Source organism: Novosphingobium sp., assembly GCF_039595395.1.
GTDB lineage: Bacteria > Pseudomonadota > Alphaproteobacteria > Sphingomonadales > Sphingomonadaceae > Novosphingobium.
Window position 1 is genome coordinate 2,736,970 of the sequence record NZ_JBCNLP010000001.1, and the last position, 13,968, is coordinate 2,750,937.

Annotated in this window: 10 protein-coding genes; 7 read left to right on the forward strand and 3 right to left on the reverse strand. The window is 65.3% G+C overall.

All coding sequences use genetic code 11. The annotated features are described in order from the left end of the window. The first annotated feature begins 83 nt into the window (after positions 1–83). Positions 84–338 carry a hypothetical protein gene (locus tag ABDW49_RS12685; RefSeq protein WP_343612338.1) on the forward strand — a complete coding sequence of 85 codons (255 nt, stop codon included), beginning with the start codon at positions 84–86 and terminating at the stop codon, positions 336–338. A 217-nt stretch (positions 339–555) separates the two neighbouring features. Further along, positions 556–2,703 carry an EAL domain-containing protein gene (locus ABDW49_RS12690; protein WP_343612339.1) on the forward strand — a complete coding sequence of 716 codons (2,148 nt, stop codon included), beginning with the start codon at positions 556–558 and terminating at the stop codon, positions 2,701–2,703. Between the two features lie 21 nt (positions 2,704–2,724). On the opposite strand, the gene ABDW49_RS12695 is transcribed toward ABDW49_RS12690, so the two are convergent. Both ABDW49_RS12695 and dctA read right to left on the reverse strand, forming a co-directional pair. Next, positions 2,725–3,444, reverse strand: a complete 720-nt coding sequence (locus ABDW49_RS12695) for a hypothetical protein (protein WP_343612340.1) — start codon at positions 3,442–3,444, stop codon at positions 2,725–2,727. A 115-nt stretch (positions 3,445–3,559) separates the two neighbouring features. Further along, positions 3,560–4,915: a C4-dicarboxylate transporter DctA gene (gene dctA, locus ABDW49_RS12700; protein WP_343612341.1), complete on the reverse strand. Its 1,356-nt coding sequence runs from the start codon at positions 4,913–4,915 to the stop codon at positions 3,560–3,562. A gap of 280 nt (positions 4,916–5,195) precedes the next feature. Here dctA and ABDW49_RS12705 point away from each other — a divergent pair, with 280 nt between their 5' ends. The 5 genes from ABDW49_RS12705 to ABDW49_RS12725 all read left to right on the forward strand — a co-directional run bounded on the left by ABDW49_RS12705 (position 5,196) and on the right by ABDW49_RS12725 (position 13,254). Further along, positions 5,196–7,595, forward strand: a complete 2,400-nt coding sequence (locus ABDW49_RS12705) for a TonB-dependent receptor (RefSeq protein WP_343612342.1) — start codon at positions 5,196–5,198, stop codon at positions 7,593–7,595. Positions 7,596–7,627: 32 nt separating this feature from the next. Next, positions 7,628–8,500 carry a tyrosine-protein phosphatase gene (locus ABDW49_RS12710; protein ID WP_343612343.1) on the forward strand — a complete coding sequence of 291 codons (873 nt, stop codon included), beginning with the start codon at positions 7,628–7,630 and terminating at the stop codon, positions 8,498–8,500. Positions 8,501–9,000: 500 nt separating this feature from the next. Then, complete coding sequence (locus ABDW49_RS12715; RefSeq protein ID WP_343612345.1) at positions 9,001–9,696, forward strand: response regulator transcription factor; 696 nt, start codon at positions 9,001–9,003, stop codon at positions 9,694–9,696. After that, entirely contained in the window at positions 9,693–11,045 is a 1,353-nt protein-coding gene (locus tag ABDW49_RS12720) for a FecR domain-containing protein (RefSeq protein WP_343612347.1), read from the forward strand. The genes ABDW49_RS12715 and ABDW49_RS12720 overlap by 4 nt, the downstream gene beginning before the upstream one ends. A gap of 64 nt (positions 11,046–11,109) precedes the next feature. Then, positions 11,110–13,254 (forward strand): CHASE2 domain-containing protein, encoded by a 2,145-nt coding sequence (locus tag ABDW49_RS12725; RefSeq protein WP_343614274.1) that lies wholly within the window; start codon positions 11,110–11,112, stop codon positions 13,252–13,254. Here ABDW49_RS12725 and ABDW49_RS12730 read toward each other — a convergent pair. Then, positions 13,251–13,955 carry a GntR family transcriptional regulator gene (locus tag ABDW49_RS12730; RefSeq protein WP_343612348.1) on the reverse strand — a complete coding sequence of 235 codons (705 nt, stop codon included), beginning with the start codon at positions 13,953–13,955 and terminating at the stop codon, positions 13,251–13,253. The genes ABDW49_RS12725 and ABDW49_RS12730 overlap by 4 nt on opposite strands. Positions 13,956–13,968 lie beyond the last annotated feature (13 nt).

Consider the following 13,968-nt stretch of genomic DNA (forward strand, 5'->3'; position numbering starts at 1 on the left):
CATCGCCCCAAATGGCCCACACCGCCCACAACTCCGCGCTTTTACAGAGCGCGGACGGAGGGCTTTGTTTGACTTGAAACGGCATGCTCCATCACCATGATCCCGCTTTGCAGGAGATCGCTGTGGACCTGTCCTTTGCCCTTTCCAGCGCTTGCGAAAGCCCCGCCGGGACGGTGGCGGACTGTTCCACGCTGATGATCCACCCATCCGCCATCCTGCGCGCGGCGATGGTCCTGTTGCCCGGCGTGCTGGCGTTGCCCGCCTGGAGCCCAATGCGCAACATCTTGCTGGAACGGGCGCGAAGCTGCTTCCAGCCCTTCCCGCCGCCCGATTCCTGACCCTGAACCCTCAACAGCTAAGCACAAACCCCAAAGCCTTCGACAACCCTGTGTCAGTCTTCCTTTCCGTTCCGCTCGGCATCCCCTGTTGCCAATGCGTGTCGCCGGACAGGCCTTTGATAAAGAGGCGCGGGGCTATGTCCTTGGATCTGATGAACTGGACGAACGCCGCATGTTACCACCCGACGCCAGGGCTGCCTTGCGCAAGACTGCGAGGATGACCAGCCCCGGCGGTTTCGAAGAGGATTCCCGGCAGGCCGAGCGGTTTCGCGCCCTGGCCGCTATCGCTCTGGCCGGGCTGGCGGTGCTGCTGGTGACGGTGGCCTATGTCGTCAGCCAGTTCAACACGGTGGCCTTCGAAACCCAGTTCAATGTCGCGCGGCACAATTACCATGCCCGCATCGTCAACACCGCCCGCGCCCTCGCGCCGATCACCGGTTCGGCCGACACCGCGCGCCATCTGGCAGGCACCCCCGATCCCGGCTGGATCGACCGCAATCTGACCCAGCCGCTGGCCCAGGATCATGAGGTGGAGCGACTCTTCGTGCTGGATGGAGAGGATCGCCCCCTCTATGCTGCCGTCTCCGGACAGCGCGCGGGCCTGTCGACCTATGCCTCCTTCACCCATGCCGTCGCCGACGTGCTGCCCGGCCTGCGCGCGGCACGGGCCGACCGGCCAAAGGCGGCCGACACCGTCCTGCGCAACACCATCGCGATGAGCGAAGGCCAGCTCTATCTGGTCACCGTCACCTTGACGGGCACCGGCCCCGCAATCGTCACCGGCATTCCCATCGATGAGGAGATGCTCAGCCGCTTCGCCCTGCATCGCATGGCCGAGGATCTGACGATCACCCGGCAACTGACGCCACGCCTCCATTACCTGCTGATGCCGCTGGCCGATGCAAACGGCCATGTGCTGGGCGCGCTGAGCTGGAAGCCGCAAAGCCCCGCCGCTCTGGTGTTCGACCGGTTGCGCTGGCCGCTGACACTGGCCGGGGCCCTCATCGTGGTGGTGGTGATGTGCCTGCTGCGCCAATCCGCCAACATCGCGCGCCATCTGATCGCCAGCGAGGCGCGCGCCCGCCATCTGGCGCTACATGACGCGCTGACCGGCTTGCCCAACCGCACGCTGCTGCTCGAAAGGCTGGGCAATTGGCAGACCATCGCCCGCGACATGCCGGTGGGCATCGCGCTGCATTGCCTCGATCTCGACCGCTTCAAGGAGGTCAATGACACGCTGGGCCATCCGGCGGGGGACGAGCTGATCCGCGCCGTCGCCACCCGCATTGTCGCCCTGTGCCGCGAGACCGATACGGTGGCGCGCATGGGCGGCGATGAATTCACCATTCTGCAGCCGCAAGCCGATGCCACCACCGCCATGCTGCTGGCCGAGCGCATCCTCGACGTGCTGAGCGAACCCTTCCTGCTGGAGGCGGGCACCACCACCATCGCCTGCTCGATCGGCATCGCGCTGATCCATGACACGGACGCCAACGCGGCGGAAATGCTGCGTCAGGCCGATCTGGCACTTTATCAGTCCAAGGAGCGGGGCCGCAACCGCGCCACCTTCTTCGAGCCGGAGATGGATGCCGCCCTGCGCATGCGCCGCCGGATGGAGCAGGATCTGCGCGATGCCATCAGGCTGGGGCAGTTGCGCATGGTGTATCAGCCGCAGGTCGATGAAAAGCGCCGTATGGTGGGGATGGAAGCACTGATGCGCTGGGATCATCCCGAGCGCGGCCCCATTGCTCCCACCGTCTTCGTCCCGCTGGCCGAGGACGCGGGCATGATGCCCGAGCTGGGCGAGTTCACCTTCCGCACCGTGTTTCGCGAAACCGCCTTGTGGCGGGGGGCTCCGGTGGGGATCAATGTCTCGGCGGTGCAACTGCGTACCCCTGCCTTCATGGCGATGGTGACGCGGCTGGTGGCCGAATATGGCATCGACCCGGCGCAATATCAGATCGAGATCACCGAAACCGCCATGCTGGGCAAGGACGGCGCCACGCGCGACAGCATCGATGTGCTGGCTCAGGAGGGCTTTTGCATCGCGCTCGACGATTTCGGCACGGGCTATTCCAGCCTGTCCTCGCTGCAGCGCTTTGCCATCGACAAGATCAAGATCGACCGCAGCTTCGTGCGCAATCTGGATGCCGGCGACATCGACAACCGCAAGCTGATCAATGCGATCATCCGCCTGGGCCGCGCCATGGATCTGGAGGTGATCGCCGAGGGGGTCGAGACCGAAAGGCAGCACAGCCTGCTGGTGATGGCAGGCTGCACGCGGTTCCAGGGCTATCTTTATGGGCGGCCGGTACCGGCCAGCCAGATGCATCCGCCTGCTCCCTTCACCGCCTCACGGTCGTGAAGGGAGCCGGTTGGGTCAGCCTTACTGGCTGGCGCCGTTGGGGCGGATGTCCTTGAAGGCACTGTTGAACGAACCACCACTCTGACCGCCGCTGTCGGCCGGTGCATCGTAATGCGGGGTGCGATAGGTCGGCATGGCATGCGAGGCGCCCTGCCCGTAAGCGCGATGGCTAGCGCCACGATAGCGCGTGCTGTGATGGCGCGCCTTGTAACGATAGGCGTGATGACGGCTGGCGGCATGGTAACGCGTGCGATGATGGCGCGTGGTGTAGGCGGCATGCCCATAACGGCGCGAGGCATGGCGCGACGTCGCCTTCACCGAGCCATACTTCGCCTTGCCATACTTAGCCTTGCCATACTTCGACTTACCATACTTCGCCGTGCCATATTTCGCCGAACCATAGCTGTGACGATGGCGGCTGGCATGCTTGCCCCCGTGCAGCTTCGCCTGCTGGCGGTCATAGGCTTGACGATGCGATGTGCCCGCCTGACTGCCATAGCGCGAGGCTCCATAATGCGAGCCACGGGCTGCACGCTGCTTCACCGCCACACGCGCGTGATGGCTGCGGCGCATGCTGGTCCGGCCGACCTTGGCGGCGCGGGCCTTTTTCGCCCTGGCACCATATTTGCCGCCATGCTTTGCCGTCTGGCTGGCCGCCGCTTTCCCATGATGGCTGTGCCGCGCTTCCACCGGCGCTGCCAGCGCCAGCGTCGCCAGCACGGCAAGAGCAATCCGCTTCATCGTGTCCTGATCCTTCGCCTGATCCGATTCGCCCGCAAGGGGCAAGGGATCAAGCCTAGGAGCCACTCTGCCCACGGCCAAGAGGCAGCCGCACGCTTCGGCCCAAATCCCAGGCTTATTCCCGGTTTCCGGCAGCCTCGAAGCTCAGCTCCTTATCGCCCGAGAGCACACGCATCGCACGATCACGGTCGAGATCGCCTAGCCAGCGGCCCAGCACGACGCAGGCCACCGCATTGCCGATCATGTTCACCAGCGCGCGCGCCTCGCTCATGAAGCGGTCGACACCCAGCACCAGCGCCATGCCGGCCGGAGGAATGGCCGGCACCACCGCCAGCGTGGCCAGCAGGCCGATAAAGCCCGCACCCGACACACCGCCCGCGCCCTTCGAGGTGACCATGGCCACGGCCAGCATCTGCGCCTCCTGCTGCCAGGTGAGGTTGATGCCCAAAGCCTGAGCGATGAAGATCGCCGTGGTGGCCATATAGATCGCCGTGCCATCGGTGTTGAACACATAGCCCGAGGGCACCACCAGTCCGACATGCTGGCGCGACAGGCCCAGATGCTCCATCTTTTCCATCAGCCCCGGCAGCGCCGCGTCGGAGGAGCTGGCGCCCAGCGTAATCAGCAGTTCGGCCTTGATGTAATTGAGCAATTTCAGGATCGACAGGCCCGAGGCGGCCATCACCAGCCCCAGAAAGCCCAGCACGAAAATGCCGCCGGCCGCATAGAACGTGCCCACCAGACCAGCCAGCTTGCCCAGCGCGCTCAGGCCGAATTTGCCGACCGTATAGGCCATCGCGCCGCCAGCGCCGAAGGGGGCCAGCCGCATGATCAGGTTGATGACCCCGAAGACCACGCCGTTGCAACTGTCGATCAGGCTGCGCAGCGGCGCGCCGCGCTCGCCGATCTGGGCCAGCACCGCGCCGAACAGCACCGAGATCAGCACCACCTGCAGGATCTCGCCATTGGCGAAGGCGCCCACCACGCTGTCGGGCACCATGCCGGTCAGGAAGCTGACCAGCCCGTCATTGGCCTTGGCCGCGCCGCTGGTGTAGGCCGCCACCGCATGCGTATCGAGATGCGCCGGATCGGCCCCGAAGCCCACGCCGGGCTTGAGCAGATGGACCATCGCCAGCCCCGCCAGCAGCGCGACCAGCGACACCACCTCGAAATAGAGCAGTGCCAGCGCGCCGGTGCGCCCCGCGGCTTTCAGATCCTGCGATCCGCCCACGCCCGAGACGATGGTGCAAAAGACGATCAGGCCGATCATCATCTTGATCAGCCGCACGAAGGTGTCGCCCAGCGGTTTCAACTGCACGCCAAGATCGGGCGCGACAAAGCCGATCACCGCCCCTGTCACCATGCCCAGCAGCACCTGCACATAAAGCAATCCCAACCAGCGGCGCCAACGGGGGCGAGCCGCGTGGCCGGTCCTGGCCTCATCAGGCAAAGGCGTGTCGATTACGGCCATTCCATGCTCCATCATTGCCCCCTGCATGGCACGGGCATGGGGCCTGGGACCAGTGCAACTTGCAGCATTGCCCACAAAGGCGTCGGCAGCTACTCTCCTGCGCCGGACAGGACAGGGCTTGTTCAGCGCGGCAGGAAAGCCCCGTGGCAAGTCCTTACCGTAAAAATTATATATGAATCCTGCCAGAACTATCTCTTTGTAATAGTATCCAAATAAATGTCGTAAACGCGTCATTAAGCCCAGCCAAGGCCGCCCCTGAGATTCATACAGGGGACATTCCATGATCAAGACTTCCATGCTTCGTGCCAGCCTGTGGCTGGCCGGCGCCTCGCTTTGCGCGCTGTCGGCGCCGGCCTTTGCCGCAGCCCCCGTTCCCGCCGAAGCGCCTGCCGTTGATCCGACCGCCGACACCGAGCAACTGACCGACATCGTCGTCACCGCCGAAAAACGCCCGCAGAGCCTGCAGACCACGCCGATCGCCATTTCCGTGCTGGGGTCGCAGGATATCACCAACCGCCATGTCACCTCGCTCCTCGATCTGGGCGACGGCTCGATCCCCTCGCTCAAGGTCGCGCCCTTCTATTCGCGCAACTCGGCGCTGGTGATGAACATCCGCGGCATCGGCGTGCTGTCGGACTCCAACCAGCCCGCCCGCGACCAGGGCGTGGGCATCTACATCGACGGCGTCTACATGGGCCGCGCCCAGGGTCTGGGCACCGCGATCTATGACGTCGAGAACATCGAGGTTCTGAAAGGCCCGCAGGGAACGCTGTTCGGCCGCAACACCGAGGGCGGCGCGGTCAACATCACCACCAAGAAGCCCAGCGGCCAGTTCAAGGCCAACATGACCGCCGGTTTCGGCAATTACGGCTCCTACAAGGGCGAAGTCCACCTCGACCTGCCCGCCTGGCACGACATCGCCGTCAAGATCGACGGCGTGGTCGCCCATCGCGACGCCATGGTGAAGAACCCGCTGCAGGGCCAGTATGGCTTCAACTATTACAACAAGCGCGGCCTGCATGCCGAGACGCTGTGGCGCGCGGCCCCCAATTTTACCGCCGACTATGCCTTCGACATCTCCTACGATGCCTCCACCCCGCTCTATCTGCAGTTGACCACGCCGCCGACCGCCACCTCGGTGAAGCTGGCCACGCTGGGCACCATCCAACCCGTCCGCGCCGATACCGCCAATGTCGGCGTACCCCAGCAGCTCAGCATCGGCAAGACCTGGGGCCATCGCCTGACGCTGGACTGGGAGATTGCCCCCAAGATCACGGTGAAGTCGATCTCCTCCTACCGCGATCTTAACCAGTCGCAGTATGACAATGGCTCGGCCGCGACGACGATGGTGATCGGCACCGCCAGCAACTTCACCAACGCCAATTTCTCGCGCTATTCGCTGGCGCAGTTCCGCCAGAACCAGGTCAGCCAGGAGCTGCAGCTGATCGGCGAGGTGCCGCATCTGAAATTCGTGGCCGGTGCCCTGTTCTATCAGGAAAAGGTGCAGGACAACGCCCAGGCCTTCTACACCAACCAGTTCACCGATGCGGCGGGCAGCGCCTATATCATCAAGACCTATGACATGAACACGGTCTCAATCGACCGCGCCAGCCATGTTACCTCATCCAGCGTCGGCGCCTTCGGTCAGGCGACCTATACGCCGCCCCTCCTCAATGACAGCCTGCATCTGACCGGCGGCCTGCGCTTCACGCGCGACAAGAAGGTCGGCCAGCTCTTCATCATCAACGGCGCCACGCCCACGGTGAACGGCATCACCGCCCCCCAGCAGCTCAACGCCGCCTGGTCGCGCGTCGATCCGATGGTCAATCTGGCCTGGGACATCACCCGCGATATGCATGTCTATGGCAAGTGGAGCACCGGCTACAAGTCGGGCGGCGCCAACTCGCGCTCGCTGACCTATGCGCCCTTCAACCCCGAGACCGTCTCGATGTTTGAAATCGGCGCCAAAACCGAGTTCCTCAACCGCCATGCGCGGCTGAACGTGGCCGCCTATACCGGCAGCTACAAGGACATTCAGCTCGATTTCCAGGCGACCTATCAGCAGTTCGACGCCAACGGCAATCTGATCACCACCGGCACCCGCACCACCACCGAAACCTACAACGCGCCCGGCACTGGCCGCCTGAAGGGCGTGGAAGCGGAACTCACGCTGATCCCCATCACCGGCCTGACGCTGACCGGCAGCTATGCCCATACCAGCGTGAAGATCCCCAACACCGCCAACCCCTTCCGCCAGTCGAACGGCACGATCAACACGCTGCCGATCCCGATCTATGCGGTCTACACGCCGACCAATTCGGCCAGCGCCTCGATCACCTATGAGGTTCCGGCCAATGGCTTCACGCTGCGCGGCCATTTCGACGCCAATTACGACAATGGCTTCTATCAGGGCTACACCGACCCGGTTTACACCGGCCCCGGCGCTGCCGGAAACGTCTATCAGCCCAAGGGCGACAGCGCCTTTATCGTCAATGGCCGCATCGCCTTTGCCGATATCGATCTGGGCGCGGGCGGCGCCAAGCTGACCGTGGCGGGCTGGGCCCGCAACCTGCTGAACGAGCAGCATATGTTCTACAAGGCCTTCAGCAGCACGGTGGGCACCAACGGCTTCTTCAACGAAGCGCGCACCTATGGTCTGGAAGCCAACATCAAGTTCTGATCCCGAAGGACAGGATGCCTGAAAGGACAGTCATGATGAAAAGGACCATCAAGGTCGCCATGCTGGCCGTTGCCATGGCTGGCGGGTGGGGGGCCATGCCCTCCCCCGCCGCTGCGGCGACGCGCCATGTGGCAAGGTTGCAGCACAGCCGCGTCATTCCCTTGCAGGGCGGGCGCAATTTCCGCGATCTGGGCGGATATCCGGCAGCGGGTGGGCGCCATGTGGTATGGGGCAAGCTCTTCCGGTCGGGATCGATGCATGGGCTGACGCCCGCGGACTATACCGCGCTGGAAGCACGCGGCATCCGCGTCGTCTGCGATTTCCGTGACAGCAAGGAACGCGCCGCCGAGCCGGTCGCATGGCCAGCCGCCGCCGCGCCGCGCGTGCTGGCGGACGATTATGCGCTCGACATGGCCGGGCTGATGCCTCCGGGCAAACCCTCAGGCTGGACGGCGGAGCAGACCAGCGCCGCGATGACCGCCAGCTATCCGCGCATGCTGACCCAGTTCAACGGGCAATATCGCCGCATGTTCGCCGAGTTGCTGGCGGGCCATGCGCCGCTGGCCTTCAACTGCTCGGCGGGCAAGGATCGCACCGGAATTGCCGCCGCCCTGCTGCTGACGGCGCTGGACGCGCCGCGCGCCACGGTGATCGAGGACTATCTGCTGACCAACCAGACGCTGCATATCGACGGCGCCATGGCCGCCAGCCAGGCCTCGGGCAGTTTTCTGGCGCAATTGCCGCCCGCGATCGCCCATCCCTTCATGATCGCCGACCGCCGCTATATCGAGGCCGCGCTGGCGGTGGTGGACAGTCACAAGGACGGTGCGTCAGGCTATCTGCGTGACGAACTGGGGCTGGCGCCAACCGATCTGGCTCGCCTGCGCCACCTGTATCTGAACTGAGCGCCGCCAGACAGCCCCACATCGAAGACAGGGTCGTTGCCAAAGCCGTTCCATGCGAACCGGCCTGGCGACGGCCCTGTCTCTTTTTGGCACATGGGTCAGCCGCGCCCGCTGACGCTTGCTCGCAATGTTGCGCGCATGATTTCGTCACCAATTGCTTTCGAACAGGGCAAGGAAAGCCATGAAAAGCCATGGGTTCCATGCATCAGCCACCTCAGGCCATGTTAACCATATACGTCACATCTTTTCCGGGAAATTCCGGCTTACCCTGCCTTGAAACCGCTAACAAAAATCTTGTCAATATGGCTTAATAACCCTCTTTCCAGATGCTTAAGCCTCAACCAGGGTTATCACCATCGCGCAGCTTAACAAGGTGGCCATGGCCGCTCTTGTAAAGGATTGTAAATTCTCTCACCTTTGCGCTTCTGCCAAGTCACAACAAGGTATATCTGGCGAGGGATACGGGCAGGGGCATCACGTGCCTCACATGAAGGGGTCTCATGCGTATCGCAATTGCCGACGACGATGTCACTTTCGTCGATTTCATTAAGGCCATTACGGGAAATGACGGGCATAGCTGTGTCGTCTTCGGTGACGGGCAATCGATCGTAACCCAGTTGCAGCGTGAAACCTTCGACCTCGTGATCCTCGACTGGCACATGCCGCGCATGACCGGGCCCGAGGTTTTGGCATGGATGCAGCAGAACCTTGAGGTGCCACCGCCGGTCATCATGCTGACCAGCCAGTACAACAAGACCGACATCGCCCGCACCCTCAGCCAGGGCGCGGATGACTTCATCGTCAAGCCCGAGACCGCCGCTGTCATTTCCGCCCGCATCGACGCGGTTCTGCGCCGCAGCGGGCAGCGCGCCGCGCCCCAGCGCCACATCGATTTCGGCAATTACCGCTTCGACCGGCTGGAAAGCACCGTCCATTACGACGGCGCGTCCGAGCGGCTGACGGCCAAGGAATTCTCGCTGGCGCTGCTGTTCTTCCAGAACCTCAACCGCCCCCTGTCGCGCGGCTATCTGCTCGATACGGTGTGGAACAGCGTGGCGGGCCTGCCCACGCGCACGCTTGATGTCCATGTGTCCCATATTCGGGCAAAGCTCAAACTTGCGACCGGCGGCAACTTCCGCTTGCAGACCATCGTGAGCTATGGCTACCGGCTGGAGGCCTGCGCGGAGGACGAATGACCAAGCACCATCAGGCCCGGCGCATGCCCCGCATGAGGCCGGGGATCGCCATCGGCCTGAGCTGCCTGGGTTTTCTGGCTCCACAGGGTTTTCTGGCGCCAAAGGCGTGGGCCGACGCCCCTGCTCCGCCCACCGAAGCCACCTATCACACCAAGCTCCACGACACGCTGATCGATCTGGCCCGCCGTTATTTCAACCGGGTCGAGGATTATCGCGTGGTCCAGCAGCTCAACCATGTGCCGATCCCGGAGCATCTCCAGCCCGATATCGACCTGCGCATCCCGGTGGCCCTGCTGCGCGGCGCCCCGGCCACCGCCAGCATCATCAGCTTTCGCGGCGATGTGCGCCTTGGCGAGGACCGCCATGCCGCCACGCAGGGCGCCGTGCTGAACGAGGGCACGCGGATCGAGACCGGCGCGGGCTCCTTCCTCAGCCTGCGCGCCGCCGATGGTTCGACGGTGACCATGCCCTCGCAAAGCGTGATGCGCCTCTCGCGCATGCGCCGCATCCTGCTGACCGGCACGCTGGACCAGCAGTTCAGCGTCGAGCGCGGACGGCTGGAAACCACCGTCGCCAAGCAGGTGGGCCCGGCCAGCCATTACGAGGTACGCACCCCCATCGCCGTTTCGGCGGTGCGCGGCACGGTGTTCCGCGTCAATTACGGAGACGGCCCTTCCCTGACCGAGGTGCTGGGCGGCACGGTGGCCGTGGGCGCGCCGGGCTCCACCCATCCGCAGGCCATCCCGATCGGCGAGGGCGCCGCCGTGGCGCCGGGCGGAGGCATCCACACCGAAACGCTGCTGCCAGCGCCTGCTCTGGCCGAAAGCAACCGCCTGCAGGCCGGGCATGACCTGCGTTTCTCCCTCGCTCCGGTGCCGGGCGCGGCCTCCTATCATTTGCAGATCGCGCGCGATGCCGCTTTCCACGATATCGTCGCGGAAACCACCTCCGCCACGCCCGAGGCCCGCTTCGCCGCCTTGCCCGAGGGCGCGTGGTTCGCGCGGGCAACCGCCATTTCCGCCACCGGCTTTGAAGGCCTGCCCGCCACGCAGGATTTTCAGCGACAGGCCCATGCCTTCGATGCCGATCTGGCTCGGCTCAACGCCCGTTCATGGCGGGTGACATGGAACTACTCGGGCGATCCCGCCGCGCATTTCCGCGTACAGGTCACGCCCATCGGCAAGCATGGCCGGATCACGCTGGACGAGGACGATCTGCATGGCCGCGCCCTGCGGCTGGACGATCTGCCGCCCGGCCCCTACCGCTGGCGGGTCGGCGCCATCGCGCCTGACCACAAGGACGATCTGTGGACGCCATGGCGCGACGTGAAGATCGAAATGGGCCGCTAAGCTGAAACGCCCCTATCGCCGCCTGCTGCTGGAATGGAGCATCATCCTGTGCTTTGCCGCCGGAATCGCGGCGGCGCTGGCATGGACTCATGGCACGCAGCGGCTCGACAATCAGATCTATGACCGGCTGATCCGCTGGCGCGCGCCTGCCCCCGATCCGCGCATCGAGATCGTGGCGATGGACGATGACAGCCTGAAACGGCTGGGCGCCTGGCCATGGCGGCGCGACCTGCATGCCAAGCTGATCGAGCGTCTGAGCCATGCCGGCGCCGCGCTGATCGCCTATGACGTGCTGTTTATCGAGCCCACGCCCGATGACGCCGCGCTGGGCGAAGCGATCGCCCATGCCCCTGCGACCATCGCGCCGATGCTGTTTCAGGCGCCCGGCAGCAATGGCGCTTCAGTCGATGCCGTGGCGCCGATCCCTCAGGTCGCGGCGCATGCGCGGATCGGCCATGTCAATCTGGCCGCCGATGCCGACGGGCTGATCCGCCATATCGCCCTGAGCGAAAGCGCGGGCGTCAGCGCTCCGGTGCCGCATCTGATGGAGCTGGCCTATCGCCAGACCACCGGCCATGCCTCGCCCGCCTTCGCCGATGGTGGCGCGCCGACGCTGCTGCCCTATGCCAGCCAGACCGGCGCCTTTCCCACCGTACCCTTCGCCTCGGTGCTGGCCGGCGAAGTGCCGGACGCCTTCCTGCGCGGCAAGATCGTGCTGGTGGGCGCCACCGCCACGGGCATCGGCGACCGCTACCCCACCCCCCTGCCCGGCGGCGCCGCCATGCCCGGCGTCGAGCTTCAGGCCCATCTGCTCAGCGCCTTGCTGGCAGGCCGCATGATCCACGAAGTGCCGCCCGTCTGGATGGCGCTGCTCAGCGTGCTGCCGGTGCTGGCGCTGATGCTGGGCTTCTGGCGCTGGACGCCCGCCATGGCGCTGCGCTGCTCGCTCGGGGCGATCCTGCTGGTGCTGGGCGGATCGGTGGCGGCGCTGCTGCTGGCGGGCTGGTGGATGCCGCCGGGCGCCATGCTGGCCGGGCTGCTGCTGGCCTATCCCCTGTGGGGCTGGCGGCGACTGCAGGCGATCAGCGATTATGTCGATGTCGAAATCGCCCGTTTCGCGGCGGAAAAGGATCTGGCCGTGCCGCGCCGCGCCCGCCCCCTGCCCAGCGATGTGATCGAGGCGCAGACCGCGCAACTCGCCAGCGCCATCGACCGCATCCGCGACATCCGCCGCTTCGCCAGCGACACGATCGAGCATCTGCCCGATGCCGTGCTGGTCACCGGCATCGACGAGCGGGTGACGCTGGCCAATGCCGCCGCCATCGCCATGATGGGCGGCAAGATGGTGGGCTACCGCGTCGAGGACATCCTCGCCACCATCACCGCCGAGCGCCATGAGGATGAGATCACCACCGGCGACGGGCGCCGTGTCGTCATCGCCCGCGCGCCGCTGGAACACGCCAATGGCCAGCACAGCGGCTGGATTCTGCGCCTCGTCGACATCACCACCATCCGCGAGGCCGAGCGCACCCGCGAGGAGGTGCTGCAACTGCTGAGCCACGACATGCGCTCGCCCCAGGCCTCGATCATCACCATGGTCGAGGGGCCGCAGGGCGCCGACCTGCCGCGCGATATGGCCAGCCGCATCGCCCGACATGCGCGGCGCACCATGAGCCTGGCCGATGGTTTCGTGCAACTGGCGCGCGCTCAGGCCGCGCCTTTCGAGCCGGTCGAGATCATGCTGGCCGACATGCTGATCGAGGCCGCCGACGATCTGCTGCCGCTGGCCCGCGAAAAGGGCCTGACCATCGCGCTGGAAGGCACTGAGGAGCCGGTCTTCCTGGTGGCCGAGCCCCAGATGCTGCTGCGCGCCTTCACCAATCTGATCGACAATGCCATCAAATACAGCCCCGCGGGCACCACGATCACCTGTGCCATTGCGCCCGGCCCCGGACCGGAAGAGGCCGAAGTCTCGATCCGCGATCAGGGTGAAGGTATGGCCGAACATGTGCGGCGAAACCTGTTCGGCCGCTTCGTCGCGGGCGGCGGCAAAGAGAAACGCAGCGCCGGACTGGGTCTGGCCTTTGTGAAAACCGTGATGGACCGCCACAGCGCCGCCATCGCCTGCGACAGCGGGCCGCATGGCACCTGTTTCACCATGTGTTTCATAACGTTACCCGACGAACCTCTGCCGCCGGATGAGGATTAACCAAGCCGCACGGCGTGCTCCAGCCGGGCGTGGGCGGCAGTCAAATGGTCGCGCAGCAGCGTGCTCGCCCGCGCCTGGTCGCGCGCCACCAGCGCATGGATCACGGCGCCCATTTCACCCGCCGTCTCGCGCTGGTCGTCGGGCCCTCGCCGGACATGCAAAATACGTAGGCGGCGATGGAGCGAAAGCATCGTCCCGACCAGCAGCGCATTGCCACTGCCAATGGCGATCAGCCGCTGCATCGCGGCCAGCGCCTCGGCAAAGCGCGCCTTGCCCTGCGGGTCGAGCGCCGCGCTTTCCATCTCGCGCAGCGTCGCGCCCAGCCCGGCCCGCGCGCCCTCGCCCATGTTGCGCGCGGCCTCGGCGGCGGCATGGGGCTCGACCAGCAGGCGCAGCGCGAAGGCATCGCGCAGTTCGACGCCACCCATCTCCGGGCAGGCGCGATAGCCGACATTGGGCCGCTTGAAGACCAGCCTTTCGGCCTCCAGCTGGCTCAACGCCTCGCGGATGGGGGTCTGCGACATGGCCAGTTGCCGGGCGACGCGGTCGATGGCGACACGTTCGCCCGGTGCGATGGTGGTGGTCAGGATCATCGCCAGCAGATGGTCATAGGCCTGCTCGACCAGCGTCGGCGAGGCCAGAGCGACCATGCCGTCACCCGGATGCTGAACCAGCCGACCTCCACGCAGAACCGTTGCCACCACTCTATCCTGT

Coding starts and splice junctions, on each gene's coding strand:
- ABDW49_RS12685 (WP_343612338.1), top strand. CDS start 84: ATGCTCCATCACCATGATCCCGCTTTGCAGGAGATCGCTGTGGACCTG.
- ABDW49_RS12690 (WP_343612339.1), top strand. CDS start 556: ATGACCAGCCCCGGCGGTTTCGAAGAGGATTCCCGGCAGGCCGAGCGG.
- ABDW49_RS12695 (WP_343612340.1), bottom strand. CDS start 3,444: ATGAAGCGGATTGCTCTTGCCGTGCTGGCGACGCTGGCGCTGGCAGCG.
- dctA (WP_343612341.1), bottom strand. CDS start 4,915: ATGGCCGTAATCGACACGCCTTTGCCTGATGAGGCCAGGACCGGCCAC.
- ABDW49_RS12705 (WP_343612342.1), top strand. CDS start 5,196: ATGATCAAGACTTCCATGCTTCGTGCCAGCCTGTGGCTGGCCGGCGCC.
- ABDW49_RS12710 (WP_343612343.1), top strand. CDS start 7,628: ATGATGAAAAGGACCATCAAGGTCGCCATGCTGGCCGTTGCCATGGCT.
- ABDW49_RS12715 (WP_343612345.1), top strand. CDS start 9,001: ATGCGTATCGCAATTGCCGACGACGATGTCACTTTCGTCGATTTCATT.
- ABDW49_RS12720 (WP_343612347.1), top strand. CDS start 9,693: ATGACCAAGCACCATCAGGCCCGGCGCATGCCCCGCATGAGGCCGGGG.